Annotated in this window: 16 protein-coding genes; 2 read left to right on the top strand and 14 right to left on the bottom strand. The window is 54.8% G+C overall.

From position 1 onward, the window contains the following. Positions 1-177: 177 nt before the first annotated feature. Positions 178-2,367: a ferric-rhodotorulic acid/ferric-coprogen receptor FhuE gene (fhuE, locus tag ACMWL8_RS06240; RefSeq protein WP_045261637.1), complete on the top strand. Its 2,190-nt coding sequence runs from the start codon at positions 178-180 to the stop codon at positions 2,365-2,367. Positions 2,368-2,438: 71 nt separating this feature from the next. Here fhuE and ptsG read toward each other — a convergent pair whose 3' ends face one another. The 14 genes from ptsG to yceD all read right to left on the bottom strand — a co-directional run bounded on the left by ptsG (position 2,439) and on the right by yceD (position 14,766). Further along, the gene (ptsG, locus tag ACMWL8_RS06235) at positions 2,439-3,872 is read right to left on the bottom strand and encodes a PTS glucose transporter subunit IIBC (protein WP_028012724.1); all 1,434 of its coding nucleotides are present in this window, start codon (positions 3,870-3,872) and stop codon (positions 2,439-2,441) included. 297 nt (positions 3,873-4,169) lie between these two features. Next, positions 4,170-4,964 carry a metal-dependent hydrolase gene (locus tag ACMWL8_RS06230; RefSeq protein ID WP_028012723.1) on the bottom strand — a complete coding sequence of 265 codons (795 nt, stop codon included), beginning with the start codon at positions 4,962-4,964 and terminating at the stop codon, positions 4,170-4,172. A 10-nt stretch (positions 4,965-4,974) separates the two neighbouring features. Continuing rightward, a complete protein-coding gene (gene holB, locus ACMWL8_RS06225) occupies positions 4,975-5,979 on the bottom strand; it encodes a DNA polymerase III subunit delta' (protein ID WP_045261638.1) in 1,005 nt (334 codons plus the stop codon). Further along, the gene (gene tmk, locus ACMWL8_RS06220; protein WP_041910511.1) at positions 5,976-6,617 is read right to left on the bottom strand and encodes a dTMP kinase; all 642 of its coding nucleotides are present in this window, start codon (positions 6,615-6,617) and stop codon (positions 5,976-5,978) included. Before tmk ends, holB begins: the two co-directional genes overlap by 4 nt. Beyond that, positions 6,607-7,629, bottom strand: a complete 1,023-nt coding sequence (gene yceG / locus ACMWL8_RS06215) for a cell division protein YceG (RefSeq protein ID WP_045261639.1) — start codon at positions 7,627-7,629, stop codon at positions 6,607-6,609. The genes tmk and yceG overlap by 11 nt, the downstream gene beginning before the upstream one ends. After that, entirely contained in the window at positions 7,626-8,441 is an 816-nt protein-coding gene (pabC, locus tag ACMWL8_RS06210) for an aminodeoxychorismate lyase (protein ID WP_045261640.1), read from the bottom strand. Before pabC ends, yceG begins: the two co-directional genes overlap by 4 nt. A gap of 122 nt (positions 8,442-8,563) precedes the next feature. Continuing rightward, the gene (gene fabF / locus ACMWL8_RS06205) at positions 8,564-9,805 is read right to left on the bottom strand and encodes a beta-ketoacyl-ACP synthase II (protein ID WP_045630098.1); all 1,242 of its coding nucleotides are present in this window, start codon (positions 9,803-9,805) and stop codon (positions 8,564-8,566) included. A 91-nt stretch (positions 9,806-9,896) separates the two neighbouring features. After that, entirely contained in the window at positions 9,897-10,133 is a 237-nt protein-coding gene (gene acpP / locus ACMWL8_RS06200) for an acyl carrier protein (protein WP_003857954.1), read from the bottom strand. Positions 10,134-10,287: 154 nt separating this feature from the next. After that, positions 10,288-11,022 (bottom strand): 3-oxoacyl-ACP reductase FabG, encoded by a 735-nt coding sequence (fabG, locus tag ACMWL8_RS06195; protein WP_010429699.1) that lies wholly within the window; start codon positions 11,020-11,022, stop codon positions 10,288-10,290. A 12-nt stretch (positions 11,023-11,034) separates the two neighbouring features. Beyond that, the gene (gene fabD, locus ACMWL8_RS06190; protein ID WP_045261642.1) at positions 11,035-11,964 is read right to left on the bottom strand and encodes an ACP S-malonyltransferase; all 930 of its coding nucleotides are present in this window, start codon (positions 11,962-11,964) and stop codon (positions 11,035-11,037) included. A 15-nt stretch (positions 11,965-11,979) separates the two neighbouring features. After that, positions 11,980-12,933, bottom strand: coding sequence for a beta-ketoacyl-ACP synthase III (locus tag ACMWL8_RS06185; RefSeq protein WP_041910515.1), 954 nt, complete (start codon positions 12,931-12,933; stop codon positions 11,980-11,982). 6 nt (positions 12,934-12,939) lie between these two features. Continuing rightward, a complete protein-coding gene (gene plsX, locus ACMWL8_RS06180; protein WP_028012715.1) occupies positions 12,940-13,974 on the bottom strand; it encodes a phosphate acyltransferase PlsX in 1,035 nt (344 codons plus the stop codon). Between the two features lie 80 nt (positions 13,975-14,054). Continuing rightward, a complete protein-coding gene (gene rpmF / locus ACMWL8_RS06175; RefSeq protein WP_003857964.1) occupies positions 14,055-14,228 on the bottom strand; it encodes a 50S ribosomal protein L32 in 174 nt (57 codons plus the stop codon). A 16-nt stretch (positions 14,229-14,244) separates the two neighbouring features. Then, on the bottom strand, positions 14,245-14,766 hold the full coding sequence (gene yceD / locus ACMWL8_RS06170; RefSeq protein ID WP_021240759.1) for a 23S rRNA accumulation protein YceD: 522 nt from the start codon (positions 14,764-14,766) through the stop codon (positions 14,245-14,247). A 140-nt stretch (positions 14,767-14,906) separates the two neighbouring features. Between yceD and ACMWL8_RS06165 the strand changes: the two genes are divergently transcribed. Further along, complete coding sequence (locus ACMWL8_RS06165; RefSeq protein WP_045261643.1) at positions 14,907-15,491, top strand: Maf family protein; 585 nt, start codon at positions 14,907-14,909, stop codon at positions 15,489-15,491. Positions 15,492-15,493 lie beyond the last annotated feature (2 nt).

Raw genomic sequence — 15,493 nt, 5'->3', positions numbered from 1 at the left:
GCCTTAACGGGCTGAAACATTATTTCAGTTTCGCACGACACATCTGTTTACAGCATTAATGGCAATGCGTATATTTCGCATTTGCATTTTCATGCGCATTTTTAACATAGAAAACGACGTCAGACCGTATTTGTGGGACTGACGCAAACACTCTTCACCGTTCATAAGGGTTTGATAATGTCTTTCATTGATCACACCAGGGATGGGCAACGTCAGCCTGTCGCAACGCCTTCGTTGCTGGCAGCCTGTATTGCTATGGCATTGACGCCAGCCGCCGCTTTCGCTGCATCAGCAACCGAAGACACCGTCGTCGTGGATGGAGGTTTTGACAATACGCAGGATCCTTCCGCAAGTCAGGACCGGGATTACAGCGTAAAAACCACCACCACCGGCACAAAGCTGTTGCTGGTTCCCCGCGATATCCCACAGTCCGTTAGCGTCATTAGCCAACAGCGCATGGCGGATCAGAACCTGCAGTCCATCGGTCAGGTGTTGACTAACACCACGGGCGTAACGGCGCAGGTGCAGGACAGCGATCGTACCGTATTTTACTCGCGCGGATTTTTCGTCAGTAACTACGCTTTTGACGACCTGCCAACCTCCATCAGCGAAGTGTGGAACTTCGGCGACACCGCCGCCGATACCGCGATTTACGACCGTATCGAAGTGGTTCGCGGCGCGACCGGGCTGATGTCCGGCACCGGTAACCCGGCGGCGTACGTCAATATGGTGCGTAAGCATGCGGACAGCAATGAGTTCAAAGGCAATGTCTCGGCCAGCTACGGCAGCTGGGACAAACAGCGCTACGTGCTGGATCTCCAGGCACCGCTGGTAGAGTCCGGGAAGGTACGGGGACGCCTGATTACGGGCTATCAGGACAACGACAGCTTCGTGGATAACTACCACTACCGGAAGAAGTTCCTCTACGGCGTGGTGGATGCGGACGTCACCGACAGCACCACCCTCTCTGTAGGGTATGAATATCAGGAAAGCCACACCGCCGATCCGACCTGGGGCGGATTGCCGACCTGGTACAGCGACGGGAGTAAAACCGACTACAATCGCAGCCAGACCGTCGCGCCTGACTGGGCCTACTCGGACAAGGATAGCACTCGCATCTTCGCTAACCTGACCCAGCGTTTCGACAACGGCTGGGAAGCGCACGTCAACGGCATGCACGCGGAGACCAACTTCGACAGCAAGCTGATGTATATGTCCGGCTATCCGGAAAAAGAGACCGGGGCGGGCATGGTTGGCTACGGCGGCTGGAACAGAGGTGAACGCAAACAGGATGCGGTTGATGCCTTCCTGCGCGGCGGCTTCGATCTTTTCGGCCGCCAGCATGAGATGATGTTTGGCGGCAGCTTCAGCCGACAGCGCAACCACTATGACAACAGAATGCCGGATGCGCTGTACGGCATGGTGGACGTGGGGAATTTCAAAAACTGGAACGGAAATATCGCCGATCCGCAGTGGACGCCGTGGAAGCTCTACAGCCAGGATGACATTCGCCAGTCCTCAGCGTACACCTCCGCCCGCTTCTCGCTGGCTGACCCGCTGCACCTGATCCTCGGGGCGCGCTACACCAACTACAACATTCGCTATAACCCGGCGGGCTCTCCTGACACCCGACTGGAAAGCACTGAAGATGACGTAACGCCTTACGCGGGCCTGGTCTACGATATCAACGAAGACTGGTCGACCTACGTCAGCTATACCTCCATCTTCCAGCCGCAGGACAAGCGCGACGCCAGCGGACGTTATCTCGATCCAACCACGGGCAAAAGCTACGAAGCCGGTGTTAAAGCAGACTGGTTTAATACCCGTCTGACCACCTCGCTGGCGATTTTCCGCATCGAGCAGGATAACGTGGCGAGCAACACCTATACCTACATGCCGAGCGGTGAGTCGATTTATGAATCGCTGGACGGCGTGGTCAGCAAAGGGATTGAGTTCGAGCTGAACGGCGCCCTGACCGATAACTGGCAGCTGACGTTCGGCGCGACCCGCTACATTGCGGAAGATAAGAACGGCAGCGCTGTCAGTTCCGATCAGCCGCGCACGACAATGAAGCTGTTTACCCGTTATCAGCTGCCAATGCTGCCGGCGCTGACGGTGGGCGGTGGCGTAAACTGGCAGAACAAAGTTTGGACGGATGTGGACGGTGGCCCGGCGGGACAATCCCGCGCAGAGCAAGGCAGCTACGGACTGGTTAATCTGTTCAGCCGCTATCAGGTCACCAAAGATTTTGCTATTCAGGCGAACGTCAACAACGTGTTCGACAAAGAGTATTACGATTACGTCGGCTCTTACGTGGTTTATGGCGCACCGCTGAACGTCTCGGTGAGCGCAAGCTACGACTTCTGAGTGTTGGCACCACAAACCACAGCAATAAAAAAGGCAGCCATTCGGCTGCCTTAGTCTCCCCAGGTCACAGCTTAGCTGTTGCGGATGTACTCATCCATTTCGGTTTTCAGGTTATCGGATTTAGTACCGAAGATAGCCTGAACGCCCGAACCTGCAACAACCACGCCCGCTGCACCCAGTTTTTTCAGACCCGGCTGGTCCACTTTCGCAACGTCGGCAACGCTCACACGCAGACGAGTGATGCACGCGTCCAGGTTAGTGATGTTCTCTTTACCGCCGAACGCAGCAACCAGTGCCGGAGCCATTTCGCTGGTCGCGCCTGCTTTGCTGTCTTCAGTTGCATCTTCACGACCCGGAGTTTTCAGGTCCAGTGCTTTGATCAGCACGCGGAAGATGGTGTAGTAAACAACGGCGTAGCACGCACCCACGATTGGGAACAGCCACAGCTTGCTGCTGTTACCGGACAGAACGATGAAGTCGATCAGGCCGTGAGAGAAGGACGTACCGTCACGCATACCCAGCAGGATACAGATTGGGAACGCCAGGCCAGCCAGTACAGCGTGGATGATGTACAGGATTGGCGCAACGAACATGAAGGAGAACTCGATCGGCTCGGTGATACCGGTCAGGAACGAGGTCAGCGCCGCGGAGATCATGATACCGCCCACTTTTGCACGGTTTTCTGGCTTAGCAGAGTGCCAGATTGCAATCGCAGCAGCCGGCAGGCCGTACATTTTGAACAGGAAGCCACCAGACAGTTTACCTGCAGTTGGGTCACCCGCCATGTAACGTGGGATATCGCCGTGGAACACCTGACCTGCTGCGTTGGTGAATTCACCAATCTGCATCTGGAATGGAACGTTCCAGATGTGGTGCAGACCGAATGGCACCAGGCAACGCTCGATGAAGCCGTAGATACCGAACGCGACAACCGGGTTCTGGTAAGCAGCCCACTGAGAGAAGGTCTGGATAGCGGAACCGATTGGTGGCCAGATGAAGGAGAGGATCACGCCAGTGAAAATCGCTGCCAGACCAGAGATGATCGGAACAAAACGCTTGCCCGCGAAGAAGCCCAGATACTCAGGCAGCTTGATGCGATAGAAGCGGTTGAACATATACGCTGCAATCGCACCGGAGATGATACCGCCCAGAACACCGGTATCTGCCAGGTGTTTCGCGGCAATCTCTTCTGCCGGTAAATGCAGAACCAGCGGCGCAACCACAGCCATGGTTTTCACCATGATGCCGTAAGCAACCACTGCAGCCAGCGCAGAAACGCCGTCGTTATTGGTGAAGCCCAGCGCCACACCGATAGCGAAGATCAGAGGCATGTTAGCAAAGACGGAACCGCCTGCTTCAGCCATCACATGGGAAACTACGGCTGGCAGCCAGCTGAAGTTAGCAGAACCGACACCCAGCAGGATACCTGCGATAGGCAGTACGGATACTGGCAGCATCAGCGATTTACCGACCTTTTGCAGGTTAGCAAATGCATTCTTAAACATAATTGAGAGTGCTCCTGAGTATTTGTGCTTTTTTTACGCTTTCACGCATTGGCCCGGGGGGAGTACCGTGCCGTGGACAGGACATCTAAGCGCCCTTTATTTATTACACAGAGTAAAATAATTCCCTCTGAGTTTGTTTGACGGCTATCACGTTTCAGCTTAAGACGGTCGAAAAACTTTCAGTAATTTACAAAAAGCATGTCTGGATGTTTCTAAGAACACCGTCACCGCCCCAAATGAGGCGGTGAACTTTACTCGTTTTATTTATTAATTACGAGCCTAAAAAAAACAGGCTTATCAGACGGATTGCAGGCGGGCGGGGTCGATATGGAACAGCGCAGAGAAGTTTTGCGTCGTGACGCGGGCCAGCTCTTCGATACTGACGCCTTTAAGCACGGCCATGTACTCTGCGACGTCTCGCGTCATGGCCGGCTGGTTCTCTTTACCGCGATGCGGTACCGGCGCCAGATACGGAGAGTCTGTTTCCACCAGAATGCGATCGAGCGGGACATAGCGCGCAGCATCACGGAGCTGCTCAGCGTTACGGAACGTCACGATCCCGGAAAACGAAATATAAAACCCCAAATCAAGCAGTTTACCCGCCGTTTCTCTGTCTTCTGTGAAACAGTGTAGTACGCCACCGCAATCCGTCACGTTTTCTTCCCGGAGGATCGCCAGCGTATCGGCGCGCGCATCGCGCGTATGTACGATGACCGGTTTATTCAGTTCGCGGCCGATGCGGATATGGTTGCGGAAAGACGCCTGCTGGCGCGCTTTCGTTTCCGGCGTGTAAAAATAGTCCAGCCCGGTTTCACCCATCGCCACGACGCCCGCTTCTGCTGCCAGTCGTCGCAGCTCTTCTACGTCATACTCTTCGTCCTGGTTCAGCGGATGAACGCCGCAGGAGAACACCACGTTATCGCGATCGCCCACCAGCTCACGCATTGAGCGATACCCTGGCAGCGTCGTCGCCACCGCAAGACAAAATTTCACATCGCGGGCAGCGGCTTTTGCCAGCACGTCATCCACGTCGTTGTGCAGGGATTGATAATCCAGGCCATCAAGATGGCAGTGTGAGTCGACTAAAAACATAATGTCTCTCTCAGAGATGGGAAACAGGCGGCGTAACGCCCGGTTGCAGGTAGTGTTCAATACGCAGTAACTGGTCGGTCAGCAAAAGCTCGCGATTAAGACCCGTCACGGTTAAAAGCTGTTCGCGGCTCTCGCAAACATCATGAAGGATAGCGTGCAGAGACGCGCCTGTAAGGCGGCTTGCCAGCATGTTCACCAGGGGCCACGCGTCCGGGTTAGTCAGCAGCGTAGCCCCTTGCTGGATTTTTAGCGCATCGAGCAATAAGGAGGCCAGCCAGTGCAGACGCTCGACGGCCCGATCGCTATTCAGCGCAGGCAGTAAACTCAGCCAGTCCTGGTTGTTAAGTGAAGCCTCAACGGCCCGGCAGAGCGCTTCTCGCTGCGACCAGACGTCAGGCTGTAGTAATGCCAGCGCCGCCGCGGGGGCGCCGCTGCTGAGGCGCAGCGCAGACAACGCACTCTCCTGTGACGTTGTCACCTCTCGCTCAAGCCAGCTTAACGCCCACGATTCCTGAGGTACCGCCAGATGATGGAGACGACAACGGCTGCGAAGCGTCGCCAGTAAACGTCCCGGGTCCCGGCAGGAAAGGAAAAACCACGTCTTTTCCGGCGGCTCTTCCAGTGTTTTAAGCAGCGCGTTCGCCGCCGCCTCGGTAAGCAACGCAGCGTCGTTGAGCCAGACCACTTTTGCCCCGCCCAGACGCGCATGTTCGTACAGTTTCTCGCTGACTTCACGCACGGCATCAATGCCAAGCGCGCTTTTGCCCTTCTCAGGCTCAAGCGTGTAATAGTCAGGATGCGTGCCAGCCTGCATCAGCTGGCAGCCGCGGCATTTACCGCAGCTTTTATGCCCTTCCGGCTGCTGGCACATCAGAAAACGAGTGATGGCGTAGATCAACGCATCATCCCCCATTCCCGGCAACGCCTGAATCAGTAACGCATGATGCCCCCGACCGGCCTGATAGCTGGCGATCAGCTGTTCAAAGTGCGGGCGCAACCATGGATACCATTTCATGCCTGCTGCTCCTGTAGCCACTGCGTAACGGTCTGTTGAATATCGCGCGTGACGTCGTCCAGAGATTGCGTGGCATCAATGGTACGAATTGCGCTGTCCCGTGCGGCCAGCTCAAGATAGCGTGCGCGCGTGCGGTTAAAGAAATCGAAAGACTCTTGCTCAATGCGGTCCAGTTCGCCGCGCGCGCGGGCGCGCCTGAGACCCACTTCCGGGGTCACATCCAGGTAGAGGGTCAGGTCCGGGCGAAAATCCCCCAGCACGGCATCGCGAAGGGTTGCCAGCATCGCCTGGTCAATACCGCGTCCGCCGCCCTGATAGGCCTGAGTCGACAGATCGTGACGGTCGCCGATCACCCACTTGCCGTCGGCCAGCGCAGGTTTAATCACGGTCTCAACCAGCTGGACGCGCGCCGCATAGAACATCAGCACTTCGGCTTTGTCAGTAATAACCTCGTCGCCAACGGATTTAATATCCAGCACCAGGCTGCGCAGTTTCTCCGCCAGCTGAGTACCGCCCGGCTCGCGGGTAAAGACCATGTCAGCGACGCCAAGCGATTTCAGCGTATCCACTACCACGTTACGGGCGGTGGTTTTACCCGCCCCTTCGAGTCCCTCAATGACAATGTATTTACTGCGCATTTTTTTCCTTAAGTGCCTTCAGATAGTCCTGAACAGAGCGATTATGGCTGGCAAGGTTGGTGTTAAAGGTATGCCCCCCTTTCCCATCAGCCACAAAATAGAGGTACGGTGTTTTGGCCGGGTGCGCGGCGGCTTTGAGCGAAGCCTCGCTCGGCGTGGCTATCGGGCCCGGCGGCAAGCCGTTAATCACGTAGGTATTATACGCCGTTGGCGTCTCCAGATCTTTTCTGGAGATCTTGCCGGCATAGCTCTCGCCCATGCCGTAGATGACGGTCGGGTCGGTTTGCAGACGCATGCCGATGCGCAGGCGGTTGATAAATACCGACGCGACCCGGTCGCGCTCGGCCGCCACGGCCGTCTCTTTCTCAATGATCGAGGCCATTGTCACAAACTGGTTTTGATCTTGATAAGGCAGCCCGTCCATGCGCCCTTCCCAGGCAGAATCAACTGCCTCAACCATCTTTTTGTGTGCCCGTTTAAGAATCGCCACATCGGTCGTGCCCGCCGTATACATCCAGGTGTCTGGCCAGAACCAGCCTTCCACCCACTCAGGATGTTCAAATTTCAGCTCCTCGGCGACCGTCTCATAGCGATCGTCTTTGAGCGTGTGCTTGATGTAAGGCGCATCACGCAGCTGCTTGAGGTAATCGCTTAAGCGCATCCCTTCAACAAAGCGCAGCGGGAACTGTGCCTCTTTACCGCTTTCCAACAGCTGCAGCATCTCTCTGACGGTCATGCCGGGCGTAAAGCGATAGGTACCAGCCTTGAAGTGAGACAGTTCAGGCTCGATACGCAATAACCACTGGAACACGCGTGGACGGTTGATGATTTTATCCCCGTAAAGCTGCTCGCCCAGCGCCATCCGCCCGGTACCGGCTTTCAGGGTAAAAATCGTCTCGTCTTTAATCAGGATTTTACTGTCCGCCAGCTGGCGAACCTTCCATACTCCCGCTCCGCCGGCAATACCCAGCGCAACAATCAGGAGAAGGACAAAGCGCAACATTTTCTTCATGACTTTTTGATTTGCTCACATATCGGGGCTAAAAACGTAAAGAGCTCTCGCGAAGACCAGCGCTGTTGACCATACGCCCGAACGGGTATAACAGGCATCAGCGCATTGCAGATCACAACTTCATCGGCGGACAGCAGCGCCTCTTCCTTCGCGTTTACTTCGACAACGCGAAAGCCTGCATGTGCCAGCTGTTGCAAACAAAACTGGCGCATGATGCCGTTAACCCCAGCCTGCTCCAGCGAAGGGGTGAAGACCTCACGGCCCTTCCGCCAGAGTAAATTAGCCGCACAGCATTCCGTAATGAACCCTTCGCTGTCAAGGACTAGCGCCTCATCGGCGTCCGTCTGTTCAAGATGAGTACGAATAAGCACCTGTTCAAGGCGGTTAAGATGTTTTATTCCGGCGAGCATAGGGTTTCGCCCCAGCCGTACCGGGCTCAGCGTCAGCGTTATCCCCTCCTCACGCCAGCGCGCATAGTGAGCAGGATACGCTGATACGGAAAGAATACGCGTGGGATGCTGACAGGCGGAACCGCTGTACCCTCGCCCGCCGCTGCCGCGGCTAAGAATAACTTTTAAAACGCCGTTTGTATTACCTGACGCCAGCCGGCGCATCTCGCGCTCGAGAATGTCCCACTGCATGAAGGGAATCAGCAATTTCTCGCAGGCTTTTTGTAAACGACGGATATGGGCGTCAAGCAGGCTCACCTCACCGTCAAGAATACGCGCAGTGGTGAAACAGCCATCGCCAAACTGGATTGCCCTGTCGCTTGCCGGCAGTGTTTCTTGCTCAAGGCCATTAATGAGAAACATGGTGTCTCCTTATGCGTGAAGGCTCAGTCTGGCAGGATGTTAAAAGCCGGACAAGGGGATTTTCCCTAATAAAAAAGGCCCGCCAAGCGGACCTTTTTTTTATAGCTTTCAGGCAGTCAGGCTCAGACCTTTTTGAAGATCAGAGAACCATTCGTGCCGCCAAAGCCGAAGGAGTTACACAGGGTGTACTCCATACCGCTAACCTGACGCGCTTCGTGCGGAACGAAGTCCAGATCGCAACCTTCATCCGGGTTATCCAGGTTGATGGTTGGCGGCACAGCCTGATCGCGCAGCGCAAGGATAGAGTAGATTGACTCTACTGCACCCGCCGCACCCAGCAGGTGACCGGTCATGGATTTCGTGGAACTGACCATTACGCGGCTGGCAGCCTCGCCGAAGATAGACTTAACCGCCTGCGCTTCTGCTTTATCGCCTGCAGGCGTAGAAGTGCCGTGCGCGTTAACGTAGCCAATCTGTGCAGGGGTAATACCCGCATCACGGATCGCATTTTCCATCGCCAGCGCAGCACCCGCACCGTTCTCCGGAGGAGACGTCATGTGATACGCATCGCTGCTCATCCCGAAGCCAACGACTTCAGCATAAATTTTCGCGCCACGTTTTTTCGCATGTTCGTACTCTTCCAGTACGAGCATACCTGCGCCGTCACCCAGCACGAAACCATCGCGGTCTTTATCCCACGGACGGCTCGCCGCCTGAGGGTTATCGTTACGGGTAGAGAGCGCACGCGCTGCGCCGAAACCACCAACACCCAGTGGGGTACTGGCTTTTTCAGCACCGCCCGCAACCATAGCATCTGCATCGCCGTACGCAATGATACGCGCGGCCTGGCCGATGTTATGTACGCCAGACGTACACGCGGTAGCGATAGAGATGCTTGGCCCACGCAGGCCGAACATAATGGTCAGGTGACCTGCCACCATGTTAACAATCGTGGACGGAACGAAGAACGGGCTGATCTTACGCGGTCCGCCATTCATCAGCGATGTATGGTTTTCCTCGATCAGGCCAAGACCACCAATTCCGGAGCCGATAGCGGCGCCGATACGGGTTGCGTTCTCTTCCGTAATCTCAAGGCCAGAATCCTGCATGGCCTGAACGCCAGCGACAATTCCATATTGAATGAAGGCATCCATCTTGCGCTGTTCTTTGCGCGAGATGATCTCTTCACAGTTAAAATCCTTTACTAAGCCAGCAAATTTCGTTGCATAGGCGCTAGTATCGAAATGGTCGATTAGGCTGATGCCGCTCTGACCGGCAAGGAGAGCTTTCCAGGTGGACTCTACGGTATTGCCGACAGGAGACAACATGCCAAGTCCGGTCACAACTACACGACGCTTAGACACGTTTGTCCTCCAGGGAGGGATAAAAAAAGAGATACGTGGGACTAAAAAAGATAAAACTCAGGCGGTCGAATGACCGCCTGGAGATGTTCACTTACGCCTGGTGGCCGTTGATGTAATCAATGGCAGCCTGAACGGTGGTGATTTTCTCAGCTTCTTCGTCCGGAATCTCAGTATCAAACTCTTCTTCCAGAGCCATTACCAGCTCAACGGTGTCAAGAGAATCTGCGCCCAGGTCTTCAACGAAGGAAGCGGAGTTCACAACTTCTTCCTGCTTAACGCCCAGCTGTTCGCCGATAATTTTCTTAACGCGTTCTTCGATAGTGCTCATACTCTTAAATTTCCTATCAAAACTCGCTTTCGCGATGGTTTTCGTAGTGTATAAAATGTTGAAAAATTTGCAACTAAATCCCGGCAGGTCTTACCACGATTTTACGTTATTTTGAGGCCATTTGCCCTAATAACGCAAATATTTTCGATCGTGATTAAACCATGTACATCCCGCCGTTGACGTGGAGGGTCTCACCAGTGATGTAACCCGCTTCGTCAGAGGCTAAAAATGCAACCGCACTGGCGATTTCTTTAGGGTCGCCAAGACGACCCGCCGGAACTGCCGCCAGCGTACCCGCACGCTGATCATCAGTCAGCGCACGCGTCATGTCCGTTTCAATAAAGCCCGGAGCAACAACGTTTACAGTAATCCCGCGGGACGCGACTTCACGCGCCAGCGACTTACTGAAACCGATCAGACCTGCTTTCGCCGCAGCGTAGTTAGCCTGACCAGCATTTCCCATGGTACCAACCACAGAACCAACAGTGATAATACGACCATGACGCTTTTTCATCATAGCGCGCATTACCGCTTTTGACAGACGGAATACAGATGACAGGTTGGTTTCGATAATATCGTTCCACTCATCATCTTTCATTCGCATCAGCAGGTTGTCGCGAGTGATCCCGGCATTATTGACCAGAATATCCACTTCACCAAACTCTGCGCGAATATTTTCCAGAACAGATTCGATAGATGCAGGTTCGGTCACATTCAGTACCAGACCTTTACCGTTCGCACCCAGATACTCGCTGATGGCCTGAGCGCCATTCTCGCTGGTTGCTGTACCAATCACCTTCGCGCCGCGCGCGACCAGTGTTTCAGCAATTGCACGCCCGATACCGCGGCTTGCGCCAGTAACCAGGGCAATTTTTCCTTCAAAACTCATGGTATTCCTCTTTTATTGCGAGAGTGCCGCTGACATCGCTTCCGGCTCGTTAATCGCCGAGGCAGTCAGGGTGTCAACAATACGTTTCGTCAGACCGGTGAGGACTTTACCAGGACCGACTTCATAAAGGTGCTCAACGCCCTGAGAGGCCATAAACTCAACGGTTTTGGTCCACTGTACCGGGCTATAGAGCTGGCGAACCAGTGCGTCACGGATAGCCTCCGGCGCGGTTTCGCATTTCACATCGACGTTGTTCACAACGGAAATCGTCGGTGCGTTAAAGGTAATTTTTTCCAGCTCAGCCGCCAGTTTCTCGGCTGCGGGCTTCATCAGTGCGCAGTGAGACGGTACGCTGACCGGCAGCGGCAGTGCGCGTTTGGCGCCCGCGGCTTTACAGGCAGCACCGGCACGTTCAACGGCTTCTTTATGACCAGCAATAACAACCTGGCCCGGCGAGTTGAAGTTAACCGGAGAAACCACCTGCCCTTCAGCAGATTCTTCACACGCTTTTGCAATCGCGGCATCATCCAGACCAATAATGGCAGACATGCCACCCATTCCTTCTGGCACCGCTTCCTGCATGAATTTACCGCGCAGTTCTACCAGGCGCACCGCGTCAGCAAACGCAATCACACCGGCGCACACCAGCGCAGAGTATTCACCCAGGCTATGGCCCGCGAGCAGCGCTGGCGCTTTACCGCCCTGCTGCTGCCATACGCGCCACAGCGCAACAGACGCAGTCAGCAACGCTGGCTGAGTTTGCCAGGTTTTGTTCAGCTCTTCGGCTGGACCCTGTTGGGTCAGCGCCCACAGATCATAACCCAGCGCATCAGAAGCTTCACGAAAAGTCTCTTCAATGACCGGGTAGTTTGCTGCCATTTCAGACAACATCCCAACGGTTTGAGAACCCTGGCCCGGGAACACAAAAGCAAATTGCGTCATTTTTTATTCCTTATACTAGAAACGAACCAGCGCGGAACCCCAGGTGAACCCGCCACCGAAGGCTTCAAGCAAGACCAGCTGGCCCCGTTTGATTCGTCCGTCGCGTACCGCTTCATCAAATGCGCACGGTACCGACGCCGCAGAGGTGTTGCCGTGACGATCCAGCGTCACCACAACGTTATCCATCGACATGCCCAGCTTTTTAGCGGTGGCGCTGATGATACGCAGGTTCGCCTGATGCGGCACCAGCCAGTCGAGCGCGGTGCGTTCAAGGTTATTTGCTTCCAGCGTCTCATCGACAATGTGCGCAAGCTCGGTCACCGCCACCTTGAACACCTCGTTACCCGCCATGGTCAGGTAGATGGAGCTGTCCGGATTAACGCGATCGGCGTTAGGCAGCGTTAACAGCTCGCCGTAGCGGCCATCGGCATGCAGATGCGTGGAGATGATACCCGGCTCTTCGGACTGCCCCAGCAGCACCGCACCGGCACCATCACCGAAAATAATGATCGTTCCGCGATCGGTTGGATCGCAGGTACGCGCCAAAACGTCAGCACCGATAACCAGCGCATATTTGACGGAGCCAGATTTAACATACTGATCGGCAATGCTCAGCGCGTAGGTAAAACCTGCGCACGCGGCGGCAACGTCAAACGCCGGGCAGCCTTTAATACCGAGCATGTTCTGCACCTGACACGCCGCGCTTGGGAAAGCATGCGTGGCAGACGTCGTGGCAACCACGATCAAGCCAATCTCTTCTTTATCGATACCCGCCATTTCGATAGCGCGCTGTGCGGCTTCGTAACCCATGGTGGACACGGTTTCGTCTGGCGCGGCGATACGACGTTCACGGATACCTGTGCGCGTGACAATCCACTCGTCAGACGTATCTACCATTTTTTCCAGATCGGCGTTGGTACGCACTTGTTTTGGCAGGTAGCTGCCGGTACCTAAAATCTTCGTATACATGTACGCTCAGTCACTTTTAGCTAATACAGATTCCAGGCGAGCGGCAATCCGCTGAGGGACTTGTCGCTGCACCGCCTGCACTGCCTGTTCAATGGCGACAGAAAATGCTCGCTGATTGGCGGCGCCATGACTCTTAATCACGATGCCGCGCAATCCTAACAGACAGGCGCCATTATACTGGTCGGGGTTGAGGTGACTGAATCGCCGCGTCAGGCTCTTTTGTAACCAACGCTTCAATAAAATCAACCACCAGGCGCTTTTTTTGCCTTCTCCCTGAGATTTCAGCAGAGAAAGGAACATGCGCACGACCCCTTCCATGGTCTTCAACGTTACGTTTCCGGTGAAGCCATCGCACACCAGAACATCCGTTTTTCCCGTCAGCAACTCATTGGCTTCGAGATAACCAATATAGTTGATGGAGGGAACCTGTTTGAGCATTTCAGCAGCGTCGCGAATGCTGTCCAGGCCTTTGGTCTCTTCTTCACCAATATTCAATAACGCAACGCGGGGATTGTTGATCCCGACCACGTCTTCTGCCAGCACCGACCCCATTACGGCGAACTGAGCCAGCATGGTACTATCACAATCCACGTTAGCGCCCAAATCGAGCACCACCGTTTTCCCCTTCTGCTGATGCGGTAACACCGTCACCAGCGCCGGGCGCTCAATGCCCTCAATCGGCTTGAGCAGTAATTTCGACAGCCCCATCAGCGCGCCGGTATTGCCGGCGCTGACGCAAGCCTGCGCTCGTCCTTCTTTTACCAGCTCCAGCGCCATGCGCATAGAGCTGCCACGGCTATTACGAATCGCCTGCGAGGGGCGTGCATCACTGGCAATAACTGACTGCGCAGGAATAATCTGCAGACGCGAACGTTGTTCAAAGTCAGCTTTTGCAAGTAATGGCGTGATTGTGTCGGGATTGCCGACTAAAAGAAGTGTGAGTTGCGAATTAGAATTCAGTGCCTGCAATGCTGCAGGCACTGTCACGGAAGGGCCAAAATCTCCCCCCATGACATCTAACGCCAGGGTTAGACGTGTCAAGGTATCGTCGCAGCCTGGTTCGGTAACTTCCCCGTTTGCACGGGGAAATCCTCACTAAGCCTAATCACGCTTTCGCGCGATTACTTAGTGATAACCTTGCGGCCGCGGTAGAAACCGTCAGCGGTGATGTGGTGACGCAGGTGTTTCTCACCAGAAGTCTTGTCTACAGACAGGCTGGTAACTGCAGTCAGCGCGTCATGGGAACGACGCATGCCACGTTTGGAACGGGTTGGTTTATTCTGTTGTACGGCCATGGACCTTACTCCTCAATTACTTACGCTTTAAGCTGGCTAATACGGCAAATGGGTTTGGTTTTTGCGCTTCATCAGGCAGTTCCCCAAAGACCATGTCCGCCTCGGACACTTCACAGTGTTCAGAATCATGCACCGGAACGACTGGCAAGGAGAGGATGATTTCATCTTCAACCAGAGCCAGAAGATCGATTTCACCGAATTCGTTAACCTCAATCGGCTCATACGCTTCCGGGAGTGCTTCAGCCTGTTCGTCAGAACGAACCGGACTGAAACAATACGTTGTGTGAACATGCTGTACAAACGGTTTCCCGCAACGCTGACACTCGAGCGTTACCGTTACCTTTGCATCACCGGTTAAAACGGCGAGACGCTGGTTGTCGATAGCGAACGACATGGAGCATTCTACATCACTGTCCACACTGACTACAGATTCGGCAATACGCTCGGCCTGATCGGAAGTATAGATACCTTCGTAATCAAGGCGTTTTTGAGCCGTACGAACCGGATCAAGAGTCAGGGGTAATTTTACCTTTTGCATAGGGCGCGCATATTAACTTTGTAACGTCATAGAGTCAAAGAAAAAGGCAACCAGAGCTGCCTTTTGCCAATTATTCGCACACATTGCGGCCTGTAGTTTAAAATGGCTGGCATCGATACGCTATATCTGGTGATAAAAATATGCCAAATCTCGTCCTTGCTTCCACTTCTCCCTACCGTCGAACGCTGCTGGAAAAGCTCGGGATCCCGTTTGAATGCGCCGCGCCGGACGTTGATGAGACGCCGCAGCCGGGCGAATCACCGCGTCATCTGGTAACGCGTCTCGCTAAGGAGAAAGCGCAATCGCTGGCCGCACGGTATCCTGCACATTTGATTATAGGCTCCGATCAGGTTTGCGTGCTGGACGGCGAAATCACCGGCAAGCCCCATACGGAGGAGAATGCCTGCCAGCAGCTTCTGCTTGCGCGGGGCACTATCGTGACCTTTTACACGGGCCTGGCGCTCTATAACTCCGCCTCCGGCCATCTGCAAACCGAATGCGAGCCGTTCGACGTGCACTTCCGCCATCTTAGCGAGCTGGAGATTATGGACTACGTGCGCCGGGAACGTCCGCTGAACTGCGCAGGAAGCTTTAAGAGTGAAGGACTGGGGATTGCGCTGTTCGACAAACTGGATGGGCGGGATCCGAACACACTGGTGGGATTGCCGCTGATTGCCTTGTGTCAGATGTTACGGCGAGAAGAGTGTAATCCGCTGATCGTGTAAGT

The organism is Enterobacter sp. 04-C-12-SI-ECC (genome assembly GCF_047530715.1).
Taxonomy (GTDB): domain Bacteria; phylum Pseudomonadota; class Gammaproteobacteria; order Enterobacterales; family Enterobacteriaceae; genus Enterobacter; species Enterobacter bugandensis.
This window is presented reverse-complemented; position numbering and strand designations above follow the sequence as displayed.